This is a genomic window from Prevotella sp. DNF00663, from assembly GCF_001553265.1.
In the GTDB taxonomy this organism is placed as follows: domain Bacteria; phylum Bacteroidota; class Bacteroidia; order Bacteroidales; family Bacteroidaceae; genus Prevotella.
This window is the reverse complement of the sequence record NZ_KQ960613.1, coordinates 65,200-82,768: the sequence shown is the minus strand read 5'-3', so window position 1 is coordinate 82,768 and position 17,569 is coordinate 65,200. Positions and strand designations below refer to the sequence as shown.

Genomic DNA, 17,569 nt, shown 5'->3' with positions numbered 1-17,569 from the left:
ATAATCTGTCTAATATATGAACGCAAATGATTTTAAAAAGGGACAGCCTCGTTGGTGTCCGGGCTGCGGAGACCATTTCTTCCTCAACTCTTTGGAAAAGGCAATGGCCGAAATAGGTGTTCCTCCCCATGAGACAGCTGTCATTACGGGTATCGGTTGTAGTGGCCGACTCTCGTATTATACCAATACATATGCTTTACAAACAATTCATGGACGTGCCGCTGCAGTTGCTACGGGACTGAAGATAGTACATCCTGAGCTCACCGTTTGGCAGGTGAGTGGCGACGGCGATGGCTTGGCTATCGGCGGTAACCATTTTATCCATGCCGTACGACGCAATGTCGACATCAATATGATACTGCTCAACAACCGTATCTACGGCTTGACAAAGGGGCAGTATAGTCCTACTTCGCCCCGTGGATTCGTCTCAAAGTCGAGCCCTTATGGTACTGTACAAGACCCATTCCGTCCTGCCGAGCTATGTTTTGGCGCTCGCGGACGCTTCTTTGCCCGTGCCGTTGCCAACGATGGGCAGCATACTGTGGACATACTCAAGGCTGCTTGGAAACACAAAGGTGCTTCGGTGTGCGAGATCTTACAAAACTGCATGATTTTCAACAACGGTGCTTACGACCCTGTCTACACACGTGAAGGGCGTAGTAAGAATGCCATTTACGTGGAACATGGGAAACCGTTGCTTTTTGGAGAAAACTTGGAATACGGGTTGGTACAAGAAGGTTTCGGCCTGTGTGTGGCCAAACTAGGTGAGAATGGTATTACCATCGACGATATATTGGTGCACGATGCCCATGCCATGGACAACACGTTGCAGTTGAAGTTGGCCATGATGGATACCGAACAAGGCTTCCCCGTGGCGCTGGGTGTGATTCGTGATGTTGATGCTCCCACTTACGATAGTTGTCTCAATGCACAAGTTGAGCAGGTCAAGGCTGCCAAGTCCTACCATACGTTCAACGAGTTGCTGGAGACAAACGATATTTGGGAAGTGAAGTGATTTTCCCTTTCTGCGCATAAAACTCTTAACTCTTCCTAAGCGATTTGTTGATTCCACTGTTTTTTCGTACTTTTGCGATATTATATATCTTAAAAGAATAGGAGATTACAATGCGCAATATACCGGTTATGACGAAGAATTTGCTCATCATCAATGTGCTGGCTTTTATCTGTATGCTGGTTCTTTCGATGACGGGCATCGACTTAAACGACATCTTCGGACTTCACTTTTTCCTCGCTCCCGACTTCCAAATCTATCAGTTAGTCACCTATATGTTCATGCATGGTGGCTGGATGCACCTCTTTTTTAATATGTTTGCGCTGTGGATGTTCGGCGTTGTGGTAGAGAATGTATGGGGACCTCGCAAGTTCTTATTTTACTATTTATCGTGTGGTGTTGGTGCCGGACTGTTCCAAGAGTTGGCTCAGTTGGTATCATTCTATATGACAATACATGGACAGAACCCCGAAATAGGCTTCTCGCAATTAGGAGCTGTGGCCACACAAGTGGGTGCGGCGCTCAATATGTGGACCACTGTGGGTGCATCGGGTGCTATCTATGCCATCCTGTTGGCGTTCGGAATGATATTTCCCGAAGAACGTATCTTCATCTTCCCTCTGCCGATTCCCATCAAAGCCAAATGGTTTGTACTGTTCTATGCAGGTATTGAAGTGTTCTCGTTATTAGGCACTACCAATGATAATGTGGCTCATTTGGCTCATTTAGGTGGTATGGTGTTCGGATATTTCATGATTCGCTACTGGCGCAATCATCCCACACAAGGCTATGGCCGTTCGCAGGGAGCACAGTTTTTCGATTCATTACGCAACCGATGGGAGCAGCGTAGTCATCGTCAAGCCGACACTCGTAGCACGGAAGCACCGCAAGACAAACAAAGCGATTGGGATTATAATGCTCGCAAACATGCAGAGCAGGAAGAGATAGACCGCATACTAGACAAGATTCGCAGGAGTGGATACGATAGCTTGACGGCCGAAGAGAAGCGTAGACTCTTTGAAAGTAGCAATCGTAATTAGTGGCTCTTCGATGATTAAAGTACTCAAAGAAATTACTTTTCGTATGGTAGCAGGAGCTAATATTGCTACCATTATCGTGATGGTGTTGGTGGGATTCTCCGATAGGTTGAACCCTGTCGACCATCCTGCATTGGCTTCTGCCGGACTGGTATTCCCTGTTTTGCTTGTCATCAACTTGGTTTTTACCTTCTTCTGGGTGGTCTTCAGACTGCGCGGAGTGCTGATACCGCTCATCGGATTCCTGCTTTGTTACGTTCCAATCCGTACGTATTGCCCTTTCAATGTACGAGAGACGGCACCCGAAGATGCTATTAAAGTGCTCTCATACAATGTTTGGTTGTTTGCCGGATGGGACACACAGCCCGGTGAGGTAAACCCTATTTTGAAGTATATAGCCAAGCAGGATGCCGACATCGTGTGTCTGCAAGAAGCTATGCCTAACGGTATCAGTCAGCAACGGGTCGATGAAATGCTCAATCCTTTGTATCAATATTGTGATACGGCGGTAAAAGGAAGGGGCGGAGACTGCATCGCGCTCTATAGCAAATACCCTATCATCTCGCGCCAACGCATCCATTATGCCTCTCATGGAAATCTTACAATGGCCTATGAACTAAAAATAAAGGACGACACAGTCATTGTTATCAATAATCATTTGGAGACTACCGGACTATCGCTAGAAGATAAATCGAACTTCAAACAGATGGTGAAAGGAGATGTGGAAGCTCGTGAAGCCAAGAAAGAATCGAAGCGATTGATAGACAAACTGGGTGAAGCGGCACGCAAACGTGGGCCACAAGCCGAGGCCGTGGCGCGTTTTATCAGTGAGCATAAAGGTCGAAGCATGATAGTATGTGGTGATTTCAACGATAATCCTATATCATATACACGCCGTACCATAGCCTGTAATCTCACCGATTGTTATGTGGAGAGCGGGCTCGGTCCGGGCATTTCATACCATCATTCCGGCTTCTTTGTGCGGATAGACAATATCATGTGTTCGGACGATTGGACACCTTACAACTGTCGGGTGGACAATAGTATTAAAAGCAGTGACCACTATCCCATTTATTGTTGGTTGCGAAAGAAGTAGTGAAAAAATAGATTAGCGCTTGAATACCAATGAAATATAATACGTTTACGCTAGACAATGGTCTGCGTATCATTCACCTACCATCCACTTCACCCGTACTTTATTGCGGTTACCAAATCAATGTGGGGTCGCGAGATGAGGCACTCGGCGAAGAGGGATTGGCTCATTTCTGTGAGCACGTTACTTTCAAAGGCACGGATCATCGTCGGGCATGGCATATCATCAACCGGCTGGAGAGTGTTGGCGGCGACTTGAATGCCTTCACCAATAAAGAAGATACCGTCTATTATGCAGCTATCTTGCGCGAACACATGGCCAGAGCAGTTGACTTGTTGACTGACATCGTGTTTCATAGTACATACCCCCAAGCCGAGATAGACAAAGAGGTAGAGGTGATATGCGATGAGATAGAGAGCTACAATGATACACCGTCGGAACTCATCTACGATGATTTTGAGAACGCCATCTTTCGTGGTCACCGTTTAGGACATAATATTCTAGGGACGGCCGAGCGTGTGCGTAGTTTTACAACGGCCGATGCCCTGCGCTTTACCCGAAAATATTACACGCCCGGCAATACCATCTTTTTTGCTTATGGAGACATTGACTTCCGCCGATTGGTGAAGTTGCTCATGCGAACATTTGCCACGGGTGGACACGAGGGTAATGATTTTACGACACAAGATACCTTACGTCCCGATATGCGGGAGCCATTACCTGTTTATCAAGCCGGTGAGAATATCACCAATCGTGGTACGCATCAGGCACACATCATGATGGGAAATCGGGCTTATGGAGTTGGTGACGACCGGCGTATGGCGCTCTATCTGCTCAATAACATCTTAGGTGGACCGGGCATGAATGCTCGTTTCAACCTGTCGTTACGCGAGCGTAATGGGCTGGTATATGCTGTGGACAGCAGTATGGTGAGCTATGGCGACACGGGAATATGGGGTGTTTACTTTGGTTGCGACCCTCACGATGTGAAGCGTTGTCGCCGTTTGGTGCGTTCAGAGCTTGACCGTGTGATGCTTACACCACTGTCTGAAGCACAGTTGAGTGCTGCCAAGAAGCAGATAAAAGGACAGATAGGCGTAGCCTGCGATAATCGTGAGAACTTCGCCCTCGACTTTGGTAAGAGCTTTTTGCATTACGGTTGGGAGAAAGATATTACTTCGCTTTATGAGAAGATAGACGCCGTGACTTCGCAACAGGTACAGGCTGTGGCGCAAGATGTATTCGATGAAGACCGTATGATGGTGTTGGGATATAACTAAAGAGCTTAGTTCTTGAGACAAGCAAGCGGAAATTTGAAAGGTAAGCTTTTTATTTCACATTGTCAGTATACGCATCTAACTACTAACTTTTATTTCTTTTTTCCAATTATTATCTATATCTTTGCAGAAATTAGGCTGCATTCGAAAATCCGAGATAGAATCTTGATGGTGTTCGACTGCATGACAATAGCCTCCCGTATATGGTACTGAACTACATTTGGATAGCGTTCTTCCTCATCGCCTTTGTTGTGGCATTGGCGCGATTGATATTTTTAGGCGATATAGCCGTGTTTCCGGAACTCATGAATTCTACGTTCGATTCGTCGAAATCGGCATTTGAAATCTCTATTGGTTTGACGGGAATGTTGGCCTTATGGCTCGGACTGATGAAGATAGCTGAGCGTGCCGGACTCATTAATGTATTGGCTCGAGTACTCTCACCGGTGTTTACGAAGCTCTTTCCCGATATTCCGAAAGGGCATCCAGCCATGGGTAGCATCTTCATGAACATTGCTTCCAACATGTTGGGATTGGACAATGCGGCCACTCCCTTGGGTTTGAAAGCCATGCAAGAATTGCAAACACTGAATCCAAAGAAAGATACTGCCACCAATCCTATGATTATGTTTCTGGTGTTAAACACCAGTGGATTGACTCTCATTCCGGTATCTATTCTCTCTTATCGGGCACAACAAGGAGCTGTGCAACCTACCGACGTTTTCCTACCGATACTCATTGCCACCTTTGTGGCAACGCTTGGAGGCGTTATTATTACCTCTATATATCAGAAAATCAATCTCTTCAACCGCACATTACTGCTTACCTTGGGTGGTATCAGTCTGTTTATGGCGAGCGTGGTATGGACATTCAGTCGGATGACTCCGGCTATGGTGAACACCGTCAGTACCTCGGTGACGGCCGTACTGCTCATGTCTATCATCGTAGGATTTATGATTGCGGGCATGAGAAAGAAGATAAATGTGTATGATGCCTTTGTGGAAGGGGCGAAAGAAGGCTTCACCACAGCCGTCCGCATTATCCCTTATCTCGTTGCTTTCCTTGTTGCTATCGGTGTATTTCGTGCTTCCGGTGCCATGGATGCAGTAGTTGGAAGTGTGAGATGGGGCGTAGATCTGTTGGGATTGAACAGCAATTGGGTGGACGCTTTGCCCACAGCGCTCATGAAACCCCTCTCAGGTTCGGGCTCAAGGGGTATGATGCTTGACACGATGACGCATTTCGGAGCTGACTCTTTCGTTGGGCGACTGAGCTGTATGTTCCAAGGTTCTACCGACACGACGTTCTATATACTGGCTGTTTATTTCGGTAGTGTGAGCATACGTTATACCCGTCATGCTGTAATTTGCGGTTTGATGGCCGACCTTGTGGGCACCATTGCCGCTATCCTTATTGCCGATCTGTTCTTTGGGTAGAGGTTATGGATACACGTAAAAGTAAAATCAGTAGCTATGAGACATTGGCTGTCTACCAAAAAAGCCAGTGTGTATTAGATATAACATTTTACTTTGCCGCCCGATTCTTGGAACGCATACACGACCGTACAGCCGACCAAATGCAGCAAGCAGCACGTTCGGGGAAGCAGAATATCGTAGAGGGATATAGTGATGCATAGGGTTCTACAACGACAGAGCATAGACTATCGGTGATAGCCAAGGGGAGTCTTGAAGAATTAAAAGAAGATTATCGAGACTATCTGCGACATTATCATCTTGAAATATGGGTCGAGAATCATCCTAAATACAAAATATGTAAGCGCTATTTTGCCAAACATAACGATTCTGCTTGGTATATGAGATAAATCAAAGGACGGTCGGCTGAAGATATTGCTAATATGGCTCTCATTGTTATCTTTCAGACTTTGGCTTTGTTAAGAGGGTTGATTGATTGGCAAAATAAAAAGTTCTTGAATGAAGGAGGAATTAGAGAACAGAGAATGAAGATGAGAAAAGAGAGGAGAGGATATTAGATGGAGTAGTTTAGGTGTAGTAAGTGGGTTAGGTATAATAGGTTAGATATGTAGCGTATCACCAAACCTAACAAACTTAACAAACTTTACCTCACCTAATAAACCTAATTATATAATATGGCAAATTTAAAATCTTTATTGAAAGATACGGCCATTTATGGCTTGAGTAGTATTGCTGCTCGATTCATTAATTACCTATTGGTGCCCATTCAGGTGTATAAATTCAATGCTGCGGGTGGCCAATATGGTATCATTACCAATATCTATGCCTATATAGCATTGCTCATTATCTTGCTTACTTACGGCATGGAGACTACGTTCTTCCGCTTTGCCAACAAGCAAGGAGAGAATGCACAAATGGTCTATTCCACCACACTTCGTATGGTGGGATTTGTGGCTTTGATATTCTCGGTGTTGGTATTGGTATTCTTACACCCCATCTCGGCAGCCATGGGATATGCCGATCATCCTTCGTTTGTGGGTACTATGGCTGTCTGTGTCGCTATTGATGCATGGACGGCCATCATGTTCGACTACCTCAGATACAAACATAGACCTTATAAGTTTGCCCTGCTGAAGATAGTCAATATCACCTTAAACATCGTTTTGAACCTGCTGTATTTGGTTATATTGCCTTATTTCAAGCTCAATCTTTTTGGTATTTACGATGCACAATTCACGTTAGATGTGGCTTTTGTGTTCTATATCAATTTGGTATGTACCATCGTTACGCTCCTTATGTTGTGGAAAGAACTGAAGGGAATAACCTTCGGATTCGACATAAACGTATGTAAACGCATGCTCAGCTATACATGGCCGATGTTGATTCTAGGCTTGGCAGGACAGCTAAACCAAAGTGCTTCGCAGATACTTTTCCCTTATTTCTACGATGGTTCGATAGCCGAAGCGCAGGTAGAACTGGGTATTTATGGTGCCAGTATCAAGATTGCGATGATTATGGTGATGATAACCCAAGCCTTCAGATTTGCTTATGAGCCGTTTGTTTTTGGCAAGACGAAAGATAAAGATAATAAGGAGACCTATGCCAAGGTGATGAAGTTCTACATCATCTTTACCTTGCTAGCTTTCTTGATGGTGATGGGTTATATGGATGTATTGCGTCATGTGGTGGCTCACGACTATTGGGATGGGTTGCGGGTGGTACCTATTGTGATGGCAGCTGAAATCATGTTTGGCATCTATTTCAATCTTTCGTTCTGGTATAAGTTGACCGATCGCACCATTTGGGGGGCTTATTTCTCCGGCTTAGGATGCGTGGTACTGATACTGATGGATATACTTCTCATCCCCCACTTTAGTTATATGGCTTGCGCATGGGCCGGTTTTGCTGCCTATGGAGTAAGTATGGTGGTAAGCTATGTGGTGGGACAGCATTATTATCCCATCAATTATCCGATAAAAGAGATACTGATGTATGTGGGACTGACGGCTATTTTGTTTGCCGGAATAGCGTTGACAAACAGTCAATTGGCTACTATCCCCAGCCTTGTCATCAACACATTGCTCATCGGAGTATTCATGTTGGTGGTGTTGAAAAAAGAAAATATCAAAATAAAAAGATAATATATAATGAAGAAAATATCATCTTTGGCAGCTCTGTGTATGTTTGCTACGCTGCCTATGCACGCAGATGAAGGTATGTGGACACTCTATAATCTGCCCAAAGCAGTGTACGAACAGATGCAGGCAGAAGGTTTCCAACTGCCTTACAATAACCTCTATGGTAGTAAAGACGCAATCAAAAACACTGTTGTCAACTTCTCCGGATACTGTTCGGGAGTCGTGGTTTCGCCCGATGGATTGGTATTTACCAACCATCATTGCGGTTTTGAAGCCATCCGTTCGCATTCTACCGTGGAGCATGATTATATGTTGAACGGCTTTGTGGCACAGAGTTATGCCGATGAATTGCCCAATGAAGACATGTTCGTTTCATTCATGAAGAAGCAGGAAGACATCTCCGAACGTGTCAATAAGCTCATTGAAGGCAAGTCGCGCGACCGTCAACGTGCTATCGTTGACTCGCTCCAAAACCAGTTGACCGACTCTATTAAGAAGATAGATAAAACATTGCACATTGATATAGATCCTTTCTATGAGTGCAATCAATGGTATGCCACCACCTATCAAGACTTCACCGACCTACGCTTAGTGTTCGCTGTACCTAAGTCGATGGGTAAGTTTGGTGGTGAAACTGACAACTGGATGTGGCCTCGACAGACCTGCGACTTCTCTGTATTCCGAATCTATGCCGACCCGAAAACGAACGGACCGGCAGCTTACAGTAAAGAGAATGTGCCCTATCATCCGCAACATTGGGCGCCTGTAAGCCTCGAAGGATACAAGGAAGGCGACTATGCCATGACCATGGGATACCCCGGTTCAACCAGTCGTTATCTCTCTTCTTATGGCATACGTGAGCGTCGTGATGCCCTCAATGCGCCTCGCGCACAGGTTCGTGGAGTCAAGCAGGAAGTGATGCAACGTCACATGCGTGCATCAGAAGCGGTACGTATCAAGTACGATTCCAAGTTCGCCCAAAGCGCAAACTACTGGAAGAACTCCATCGGTATGAACAAATGTATCGACTCTATTGGCATCATTGGACAGAAACAAGCCTACGAACAGCGCCTCAGAGCATGGCAAGACTCGACCGGTTATCTGAAAGGTAAGCTCGACTTCGACCTCATGGCTCGCCTATATGCCAAGCGATTTGAAGCTCAAAAGACTTTGATGTACTTCAATGAGACATTCCGTCGCACCAGCGAATTCAATCAACGAGCTTATTATCTGAACAATGCTGAGGTGAAAGGCCCCAAGAATCGCGATAAGAAGCAGTACGTACAGTTCGATGACAACAGCAAGGATTGGGATGCAGCTCTTGATATGGAGGTGATGACAGCGTTGTGGAAGAACTATCGCAGTCATGTCAATAGCAAGTATCTGCCTAAGTTTTATGAGACCATCGACAAGAAATTTGGTGGCGACTATACCCGTTATGTCAATGCACTCTATGACAAATCGCTCGTCATGAAGAGCGGAAAGAAGCTCTATGTCAACAGCAAGGCTTATCGCAAAGACCTAGGTGTGAACTATGGTATTGACCTTTTGGAGGTTTCCGGCGACCTTTATGCCGAATTATCTGCCATCAACGACAGCATTTTGGAGCAGGAGAAGTACCTCTGTGCAGCCAAGCTTCGCATGGAAGAAGACCTGCCCCATTACTCCGATGCAAACTTTACGATGCGTCTCAGTTATGGTCAGGTGGGTGGATTCGACCTTGGTGGCAAACCATCGGGCTATTATACCACTGCCGAGAGCATCGTAAAGAAGATGAATCAAGGCGAAGAAATCTTCGATTATAAGGCAGAACCTATCATGAAAGAGCTGCTCTCGGCACGCGACTTCACTCCTTATAGCGACCCGAAGAGCGGTAAATTGCAGCTTTGTTTCCTCACCAACAACGATATTACGGGCGGAAACAGTGGCTCACCCATGTTCGATGGCAAGGGCCGACTCATCGGTTTAGCTTTCGATGGTAACTGGGACAGCCTCTCTAGTGATATTAATTTCGACAAGCGATTGGCTCGTTGTATAGGTGTCGACATCCGTTACGTACTCTATATGATGGATCGTTGGGGACATGCCGACCGCCTCTTGAAAGAGATTGGAGCTAAGTAAATAAGTCTTCATTGATTATACTCGAAGAGAATAAAGGTATTCCACGCGTCATGATGATACTCATGGCCGTCTTGGCAGGGTTCACTGTAGCCAATCTTTACTACAGTCAACCGCTGCTGGAGATGATTCGTCACGATCTTCATACCACCGAAGTCGGGGCCAATCTCATCACGGTCATCACGCAAGTGGGCTATGCTCTAGGTCTCTTATTTGTTATTCCGGCTGCCGACCTCTATAGTCGGCGCCGTATTATCATTGTTTGTATGACGGGCGCTGCACTCATGGCAGCTCTCACAGCGATTGCCACAGACCTCCATATCATTTGGATGGCATCGTTGTTTCTTGGTCTTTGTTCTGTTGTTCCACAACTTTTTATTCCCATAGCCGGTCAGTATTCGCGACCGGAGAATAAAGCTCGCAACATGGGCTACGTGTTGTCGGGTCTCTTGACAGGTATTTTGTCGGCACGTGTGCTGGCCGGTTTCATTGGCGACTGGTTGGGTTGGCGTGCCGTTTACGTCATTGCCACTTGTGTAATGATGCTATGTTGTGCGACAACCTTGCGACTCATGCCACGCATGAGAGCCAGTTTTACAGGTAATTATATAAGTCTGATGCGTTCTGTATGGACCATTGTCCGTACCCATCCTCGCATCCGTCTCAACAGCATTCGGGCTGCTTTCGGGTTCGGTAGCATGCTTGCCATTTGGTCGTGCTTAGCCTTTCATATTGCCGGAGCACCTTTCTACGACAGCAGCGACATGGTGGGAGTCCTCGGACTCTGCGGTATTGCCGGTGCCGTGGCGGCTTCGGGCATGGGCAAATGGGTACCCAAATATGGTGTACGCAAGTTTAGTGCTGTTGGCGCCGTGCTTCAAATTGTGGCTTGGATGGTGGTTTATGTGTTCCGAGAGAGTTATGTCGGACTCATCGTCGGCATCATCTTGGTCGATATTGGAGTGCAATGTCAGCAACTCAGCAACCAAAGCAGTTGCATACAAGAGCTACCCGAAGCCAGCAATCGTGTTAATACCATCTTCATGACTACTTATTTTATCGGCGGCAGTTTGGGCACTTTCTGTGCCGGACAGGGTTGGATGGCTGCCAGTTGGCTGGGTGTTTGCCTCGTAGGCGTGGCTTTTGCCTCGGCCTCTTTATTGATAACATCTACTATTAAACAATAAATTGATTTCCCATGAAAAGCTACTTATCTATTCTACTTCTGTTTTTAGGCATTACAACGATGGCGGCCCAAGACCGTATCGACCTCTCCGGCCGGTGGGAGTTGTATCTTGACCGGGAGGGAACGAAAGGAATCCCACTACAGTTCGACGATTATATCATGTTGCCGGGAACCACCGATACCGCCGGTAAAGGTTTGCTGCCGGCATCGAAGACAGAGACGACTCACCTCACCCGACTACATCATTTCAAAGGCAAAGCATGGTATCGCCGTACTATTGAGATTCCGAAATCGTGGCGAGGAAGCAGTCTTTGCCTTTTTATGGAGCGTACCAAGCCCTCTACCCTCTACATAGATGGAAAGCGAGTATGGGCAAAGGAAGACATATCCGTACCGCAACAATATTTTATTTCGGGCGGTCTGACATCCGGTCGGCACACCATAATCCTATGTATCGACAATGCAAGTGGCGTTCCGGAGCAGATTTATGCCAGCAGTCACGCCTATACCGAAGACACGCAGACCAATTGGAACGGAGTCATCGGCCGTTTCTATATAGAGCGAGAAGCCTCGGCCATCATCACCGGTTATCGGTTGATACCGCACGTTGAGCACCGTACGGTCACCGTCAAGGTCTATACCGACGGTCGGCATCCCCGAAATTCGCATCTTTCTATCTCGGCTACGCCACGTACATGGAACGGAAAGATCGTCACACGAGATGTTTTCAATGTGGAAAAATGCGAAGGCGGTTACGTAGAAGTGAGTCTCGACCTCGGCACCGATGCCCGCTTGTGGAGCGAATTTACCCCCGACCTCTACGACATAACGTTCAATCTGAATGGTGTGGAGACCATAATACCCTTTGGTTTGCGCGAATTTACTGCCGATAAGCACCATTTTTATATCAATGGCAAGAAGACTTTTCTACGCGGAAAGCACGATGCTTGCGTGTGGCCGTTGACCGGTCATGTGCCCATGGACATTGGTACGTGGAACAAATACCTCCAAACCCTCAAGTCGTATGGTATCAACCATGTGCGCTTCCACTCGTGGTGTCCTCCCGAAGCAGCCTTTGCTGCGGCCGATGAGCAAGGTATCTACTTGCAACCGGAGTTGCCGTTTTGGGGCGATTTCAATGCCAAGGATTCCACGCTTATGTCGTTTCTGATGACCGAAGGCTTGAATATCGTCCAGCAATACGCCCATCATCCGTCGTTTGTGATGATGGCTTTGGGCAACGAATTATGGGGAAGTATCGACATGATGCACGCTTTCGTAGAGGAATTCCGTCGTATCGACTCCACCAAACTTTATACTTTCGGCTCCAACTACTATCTAGGATATCAAGGTATCAAGCCCGGTATGGACTATTTCACCACCTGTCGCATGGGCGGAGAGACTTGGGGGCAGTTCAATACCCACACGCGTGGCTCGTTCTCTTTTGCCGATGCGTTCGATGGAGGGATGCTTAATCACTGTTATCCCAATACTGTGACGAACTTCGATGAGGCTTGCGACGTTGCCACCGTGCCGATTATCAGTCACGAGACGGGGCAGTTCCAGTCTTATCCCAACTATGCTGAGATTCAAAAATACACCGGTGTGCTCTATCCATATAGCATGGAGGTATTCCGTAAGCGACTTGTCGATGCCGGAATGGCTGCTCAGGCACACGACTTCCATCGTGCTTCGGGACTGTGGGCGGCGCAGTTGTACAAGGCCGACATCGAGATGGACTTGCGAACGCGTAACATGGCGGGATTCCAGTTACTCGATTTGCAAGATTATCCGGGACAGGGAAGTGCCTACGTGGGGCTTCTCGATGCTTTCATGGACAATAAAGGATTTATAATGGAGAAAGAGTGGCGTGGTTTCTGTGCGCCTGTCGTGCCGATGCTAGAGTGGGATTCGTATGTTTACAGCACCGAGGAACGGCCTCATACAGGTGCCGATTGTACATGGAGTGCCGGTATTGCTATTGCCAATTACGGTGGACAATCGCTACGTGGAAAGACTTTGAGATGGGAATTGTTATGGCCCGATGGCCGTATTCACAGCGAAGGCAGACAGACTATAGCCAAAGACAGCCTTGGCCTTTTCCGGCTCGACCCGATAGAAGACGGTATCTGCGACATCCTGCGACCTACCCAAATGCGCGTAAACCTACAGATAGAGGGCACGGAATACGCCAACAGCTATCCCATGTGGGTGTATCCCGGTAGCGAGAAGTCGCTCGACAAGCTCAAGCGAGGCATTCTTATTGCCCACCAAATGACCGATGAGATAGGTAGGAAGCTACAACGTGGGGCGCGTGTATTGCTTATGCCCGACTCGGCTTTGGTTGCGGGTAATACGGTAGGCGGACTCTTTCAGACCGACTATTGGAACTACCGCATGTTCAAAACCATCTGTGAGAACAATAAGAAGAGCACGAGTCCCGGCACGCTCGGCCTGCTCATGAATCCCCGCCATGCCCTCTTTCGCGAGTTCCCCACCGATAGTTGCACGTCGTGGCAGTGGTTTCCCATCGTCAAAGCCTCTCGCCCACTCATCCTCGATCATCTGTCGAAAACCTATCGCCCCCTTATTCAGGTGATAGACAACATCGAACGTAACCATAAACTCGGCCTTGTATTTGAATTCTGTGTGGGTAAAGGCAAGTTGTTGGTGTGTATGGCCGACCTTGATTCTATCTCTCAAACCATTGAAGGTCGCCAGTTCTATCGTTCACTTCTGGGCTATATGCAGAGCAGAGACTTCGTTCCTCAGACGCGTATATGGTACAAGCCCTCACTACGTCGGCACAAGAGCGCAAATTGAAAGAGTTGAATAATATTTCACAGTATTAAATGAGTTGGTGAGTCTTTGAGTTATTTAGTTCTTGAGTTTTTCTGTTTATAAGTTTTTTAGTTGACAAGTGAACAAGTTGACAAGTGAACAAGTTGACGAGTTGACAAAAGATTTGGTGAGTAGTACAGATTGCTATTTATGGGCAAAATGACTCAAAGACTTACAAACTCACCAACTCAAAAACTTATAAACTCATTTCTTTGCTGCACAATCGGGACAAACACCTTTCAATACATAGTTGATGTTGTTGAGCGAAAACCCGTTGGGCAATGGCACAACAGGTACGGATATGTGCTTGAGACAGAATGTACGATGGCAGCATTCACAATAGAAATGCGTGTGTTCGTCGTCTACAGAGCAGTCGCATGAGTCGTCGCAGACGGCATATTTCAACATGCCCGATCCGTCGTCAATGGCATGAACGAGCCGATGAAGCAAGAAAAGTGAGAGGGTACGAGAAATTGTCGATTTGTCGACCGTGGGTAACCAACGTTCCAAATCGGGCATAGATACCGCCTCGTCGCCACGACTCATCTCTTTTAGAATGAGCAATCGGATGGCCGTAGGACGTATATCGCGTCGTTCCAACTTATGTATATAGTACTCTTCGTCAGCCATTTTCTTCTCTATAAGGAGCATATTTCTCCCTCCAAACACAAAGATACACAGTTTTTTTGGATTCTTCTGCCTCTTGCGCCGGAAAAGAAATGACGCATGTAAAGTCGCACTTCAACCATTATCTCCCTCGTTTGCTGTCGTACCGGCTGTGCTGACAGCGAATAGTTGGTTGATGCCCGATGGTTCTTTAAAAGGAGAGGGAGAAAGAGATGAACCTTTTTCGTTCCACAACTTAAGAACTAATAAACTCAAAAAACTTACAAACTCACTCAAGAACTCATCAACTTAAAAAATTAACTAGTCTACTTACCAACTTAAACTATTCCCCTCCCCCTTTGGGGAGGGGCAGGGTGGGGCTTCTGCAGCGCCCTCTCAGCATTGCTGCCCCGCCCATTCAGCATTGCTGTTCAGCCTTTGCAGGAAGATTGCCAAGCCCCTGCAGTCAACTGCATTTATCATTATTGCTGTAGAAAATAATATGCGTTGTCACACATTGTAAATATAAAATAGTATCATTTCCATTGCTCTAACGAAGGTGATGGAAACTGTACCCCTCCTTTCTAAGCCATAAACGATTTGGTTATAAATGGCATATTTATGATTTTTTTGCAAGTGGAGTCACGATTTTTTACCACTATTTTCATACCTTTGCGCCGCATTTTTTTTGTGGTCGCAAACGGCTCGCAATGTGATATGTGAATTGTTGTGGTCACTTCATTAAATAATTAATTAAAAATTAAAAGAAAAAAACAATGATGAGAATCTTTCACAAAATTCCCATGTTATTGATTGTGCTATGTGCGCAGGTGAATATGATGATGGCCCAAGAAGCCAAGCCTGAGGTTGTGCCAGATGTTTGGGGCACTTATGAGGGTGAGGCCACCATGGAGTTGTTCGACGGCACGACCAAGACTCCAAGTGGCAATAAACGTATGATCATAGAGATAAGCAAGGGTGAGCGTTCGCTTACGGTTTTAACCTTAAAAGACGTTACAGTCGGCCAATATGAGTTCGCGTCAATTCCTTTCAAAAATTGCTACCTGTGGCTTAATAAAAACAAATGGAATGTAGAGGCAAACGACAATCTTTATGACAAGGTGGCTACCAAGGACAAACAGCACACGGTATGGCTCTCGGGCAGTATTTACAAGGAAGAGAGTTGGGTGGATAAAGAAGGCAATTTGACACTTAGTTTTTTCTTGTTTTTTGAGGAAGACTCAGAAATACACTATGTATTCAAGGGAAAAAAGAAATCAAGCCCCACGGGTATCGACCATGTGAACGCATACAAGAAAACACCAGAGGTGTTCGATTTGCAGGGGCGTCGCGTGAGCAAGATAGGCAAAGGCGTGTATATCGTGAATGGCAAGAAAGTGGTGTTTTGATACAACGATACGCCGTCCGAACGGCGATACTATCAGCGAGGGGTGGCTACGAGTCTATCCCTCGCTTGTTTTTATGTCATGTCAAAATATCATGTGTTTCTTGTTGTGTGCCAATGGTGTGAGGATGAGACGACGAAACGCGGTATGAGAAGGGCGAGACTGGCTCAAAAGCCGTTTTTTATTTCCACTGGCTTATATATCGCGATTTTTATGTAAATTTACAACAAAATAATGATATACTGCCTATGAATTCTATTCAAAGAATATCAACCCTACAATCCCTTCGATTTGTTTTTATCACATTAATCTTTATGTCTCACATAGGAATAGGTTCTCATCACTTTGACTTTGGGGGAGATTGTGGTGTAGCTTTTTTCTTTATTTTAAGTGGATTCGTGTTGTCATTAAGATATAGTAAAGAACTGTCAAGTGCGTGCTTCTCCCCAAGGGAATTTATTACCAAACGCCTGCGCAATTATTACCTGCTGCATCTATTAACTCTTGTAGGTGCTCTTGTTATCTATGGTTTGGGCAAACGGGCATTCTGCAAAATAATCTGTAATTTGTTACTACTGCAAAGCTGGATACCTATACCCGATTTTTTCTTTTATGGTAACAGTGTAGCTTGGTTCTTATCTACTATAACTTTTTTATATATTATTTTTGCTTTCATGTTCAAATTCATTTCAGTTGCAAAACCTATTTGGCTTTTGTTAATATTGGCAGTCTATCTATTTGTAGCTTTCCTGATTCCCAAGACGTACGCAATAGGACTTATCTATATCCATCCCATTTCCAGAGCATTCGATTTCGGATTGGGTATCATTATATGGCGCATCTATTCTATTTATTCAGCCTTTTCTTTGAGGTCTTGGCAGGGTTCAATGGTGGAATTTGCTCTCATTACATTATATGTGCTACTCTATCTTGTCTATCCATATTGTCCGCTAACCTACAAACTTTCTTCTGTGTTCTGGGTTCCTCATATTCTCCTTATTCTGTACTTTAGCAGCCAGCAACACTTTGACACACCTCTCGGAAAACTGTTACGAACCCCTTTTTTACAGTACATGGGCAATCATACTTTAGAGATTTTTCTTACCCATCAGTTGTGTATATATGTTGTTACAAGAGGGCTTGTACATATAGGGTATGACGACTATTATGTTTTGAAACTTTGTCTTTCCGTAATCTTAACAACTCTTGCAGTAGCCGTTTATGGTAAAGCCTCATGTCAATTAGTAAGATTAATAAAAAAGTATTGCTGTCCGGTAAAAAAAATAAACTTTTCTACTCCAAAGTGTGAATTCTTCAAATACGTTTTATAATTTTGCACTTGCTGGTTGACTCTGCGAAGAATTTTTATGATTCCCATCCTTTTAAATATTGGGATATAAGATATGATTTTTATAAAAATAA

The 17,569-nt window shown here is 45.5% G+C and carries 14 protein-coding genes; 13 read left to right on the top strand and 1 reads right to left on the bottom strand.

Features of this window, described 5'->3' with window-relative positions; all coding sequences use genetic code 11:
• Positions 1-16: 16 nt before the first annotated feature.
• The 11 genes from HMPREF3034_RS05020 to HMPREF3034_RS04975 all read left to right on the top strand — a co-directional run bounded on the left by HMPREF3034_RS05020 (position 17) and on the right by HMPREF3034_RS04975 (position 14,117).
• A complete protein-coding gene (locus HMPREF3034_RS05020; protein ID WP_036896233.1) occupies positions 17-1,015 on the top strand; it encodes a 2-oxoacid:ferredoxin oxidoreductase subunit beta in 999 nt (332 codons plus the stop codon).
• A gap of 110 nt (positions 1,016-1,125) precedes the next feature.
• Positions 1,126-2,052, top strand: a complete 927-nt coding sequence (locus HMPREF3034_RS05015) for a rhomboid family intramembrane serine protease (RefSeq protein ID WP_062433724.1) — start codon at positions 1,126-1,128, stop codon at positions 2,050-2,052.
• 10 nt (positions 2,053-2,062) lie between these two features.
• Positions 2,063-3,145 (top strand): endonuclease/exonuclease/phosphatase family protein, encoded by a 1,083-nt coding sequence (locus HMPREF3034_RS05010; RefSeq protein WP_062433721.1) that lies wholly within the window; start codon positions 2,063-2,065, stop codon positions 3,143-3,145.
• A gap of 29 nt (positions 3,146-3,174) precedes the next feature.
• Complete coding sequence (locus tag HMPREF3034_RS05005) at positions 3,175-4,422, top strand: M16 family metallopeptidase (RefSeq protein WP_062433718.1); 1,248 nt, start codon at positions 3,175-3,177, stop codon at positions 4,420-4,422.
• A gap of 200 nt (positions 4,423-4,622) precedes the next feature.
• Complete coding sequence (locus HMPREF3034_RS05000; RefSeq protein WP_062433715.1) at positions 4,623-5,855, top strand: nucleoside recognition domain-containing protein; 1,233 nt, start codon at positions 4,623-4,625, stop codon at positions 5,853-5,855.
• Positions 5,856-5,860: 5 nt separating this feature from the next.
• A complete protein-coding gene (locus HMPREF3034_RS12945; RefSeq protein ID WP_052052739.1) occupies positions 5,861-6,055 on the top strand; it encodes a four helix bundle protein in 195 nt (64 codons plus the stop codon).
• 186 nt (positions 6,056-6,241) lie between these two features.
• A complete protein-coding gene (locus HMPREF3034_RS12940) occupies positions 6,242-6,409 on the top strand; it encodes a four helix bundle suffix domain-containing protein (protein WP_369796367.1) in 168 nt (55 codons plus the stop codon).
• Positions 6,410-6,526: 117 nt separating this feature from the next.
• Positions 6,527-7,993 (top strand): lipopolysaccharide biosynthesis protein, encoded by a 1,467-nt coding sequence (locus tag HMPREF3034_RS04990; RefSeq protein ID WP_062433712.1) that lies wholly within the window; start codon positions 6,527-6,529, stop codon positions 7,991-7,993.
• A gap of 6 nt (positions 7,994-7,999) precedes the next feature.
• Complete coding sequence (locus HMPREF3034_RS04985; protein WP_036896239.1) at positions 8,000-10,111, top strand: S46 family peptidase; 2,112 nt, start codon at positions 8,000-8,002, stop codon at positions 10,109-10,111.
• Positions 10,112-10,122: 11 nt separating this feature from the next.
• On the top strand, positions 10,123-11,295 hold the full coding sequence (locus HMPREF3034_RS04980; RefSeq protein ID WP_231725610.1) for an MFS transporter: 1,173 nt from the start codon (positions 10,123-10,125) through the stop codon (positions 11,293-11,295).
• An 11-nt stretch (positions 11,296-11,306) separates the two neighbouring features.
• Positions 11,307-14,117 (top strand): glycoside hydrolase family 2 TIM barrel-domain containing protein, encoded by a 2,811-nt coding sequence (locus HMPREF3034_RS04975; protein ID WP_231725609.1) that lies wholly within the window; start codon positions 11,307-11,309, stop codon positions 14,115-14,117.
• Positions 14,118-14,339: 222 nt separating this feature from the next.
• Here HMPREF3034_RS04975 and HMPREF3034_RS04970 read toward each other — a convergent pair whose 3' ends face one another.
• The gene (locus HMPREF3034_RS04970) at positions 14,340-14,765 is read right to left on the bottom strand and encodes a Fur family transcriptional regulator (RefSeq protein WP_036896285.1); all 426 of its coding nucleotides are present in this window, start codon (positions 14,763-14,765) and stop codon (positions 14,340-14,342) included.
• 752 nt (positions 14,766-15,517) lie between these two features.
• Here HMPREF3034_RS04970 and HMPREF3034_RS04965 point away from each other — a divergent pair.
• Complete coding sequence (locus tag HMPREF3034_RS04965) at positions 15,518-16,150, top strand: hypothetical protein (RefSeq protein ID WP_036896241.1); 633 nt, start codon at positions 15,518-15,520, stop codon at positions 16,148-16,150.
• 245 nt (positions 16,151-16,395) lie between these two features.
• Positions 16,396-17,478 (top strand): acyltransferase family protein, encoded by a 1,083-nt coding sequence (locus HMPREF3034_RS13130; protein WP_062433709.1) that lies wholly within the window; start codon positions 16,396-16,398, stop codon positions 17,476-17,478.
• The last annotated feature ends 91 nt before the right edge of the window (positions 17,479-17,569 follow it).

Excerpts from the sequence above, each read along its gene's own strand:
- HMPREF3034_RS05020 (WP_036896233.1), top strand. The coding sequence starts at position 17 with ATGAACGCAAATGATTTTAAAAAGGGACAGCCTCGTTGGTGTCCGGGC.
- HMPREF3034_RS05015 (WP_062433724.1), top strand. The coding sequence starts at position 1,126 with ATGCGCAATATACCGGTTATGACGAAGAATTTGCTCATCATCAATGTG.
- HMPREF3034_RS05010 (WP_062433721.1), top strand. The coding sequence starts at position 2,063 with ATGATTAAAGTACTCAAAGAAATTACTTTTCGTATGGTAGCAGGAGCT.
- HMPREF3034_RS05005 (WP_062433718.1), top strand. The coding sequence starts at position 3,175 with ATGAAATATAATACGTTTACGCTAGACAATGGTCTGCGTATCATTCAC.
- HMPREF3034_RS05000 (WP_062433715.1), top strand. The coding sequence starts at position 4,623 with ATGGTACTGAACTACATTTGGATAGCGTTCTTCCTCATCGCCTTTGTT.
- HMPREF3034_RS12945 (WP_052052739.1), top strand. The coding sequence starts at position 5,861 with ATGGATACACGTAAAAGTAAAATCAGTAGCTATGAGACATTGGCTGTC.
- HMPREF3034_RS04990 (WP_062433712.1), top strand. The coding sequence starts at position 6,527 with ATGGCAAATTTAAAATCTTTATTGAAAGATACGGCCATTTATGGCTTG.
- HMPREF3034_RS04985 (WP_036896239.1), top strand. The coding sequence starts at position 8,000 with ATGAAGAAAATATCATCTTTGGCAGCTCTGTGTATGTTTGCTACGCTG.
- HMPREF3034_RS04975 (WP_231725609.1), top strand. The coding sequence starts at position 11,307 with ATGAAAAGCTACTTATCTATTCTACTTCTGTTTTTAGGCATTACAACG.
- HMPREF3034_RS04970 (WP_036896285.1), bottom strand. The coding sequence starts at position 14,765 with ATGGCTGACGAAGAGTACTATATACATAAGTTGGAACGACGCGATATA.
- HMPREF3034_RS04965 (WP_036896241.1), top strand. The coding sequence starts at position 15,518 with ATGATGAGAATCTTTCACAAAATTCCCATGTTATTGATTGTGCTATGT.
- HMPREF3034_RS13130 (WP_062433709.1), top strand. The coding sequence starts at position 16,396 with ATGAATTCTATTCAAAGAATATCAACCCTACAATCCCTTCGATTTGTT.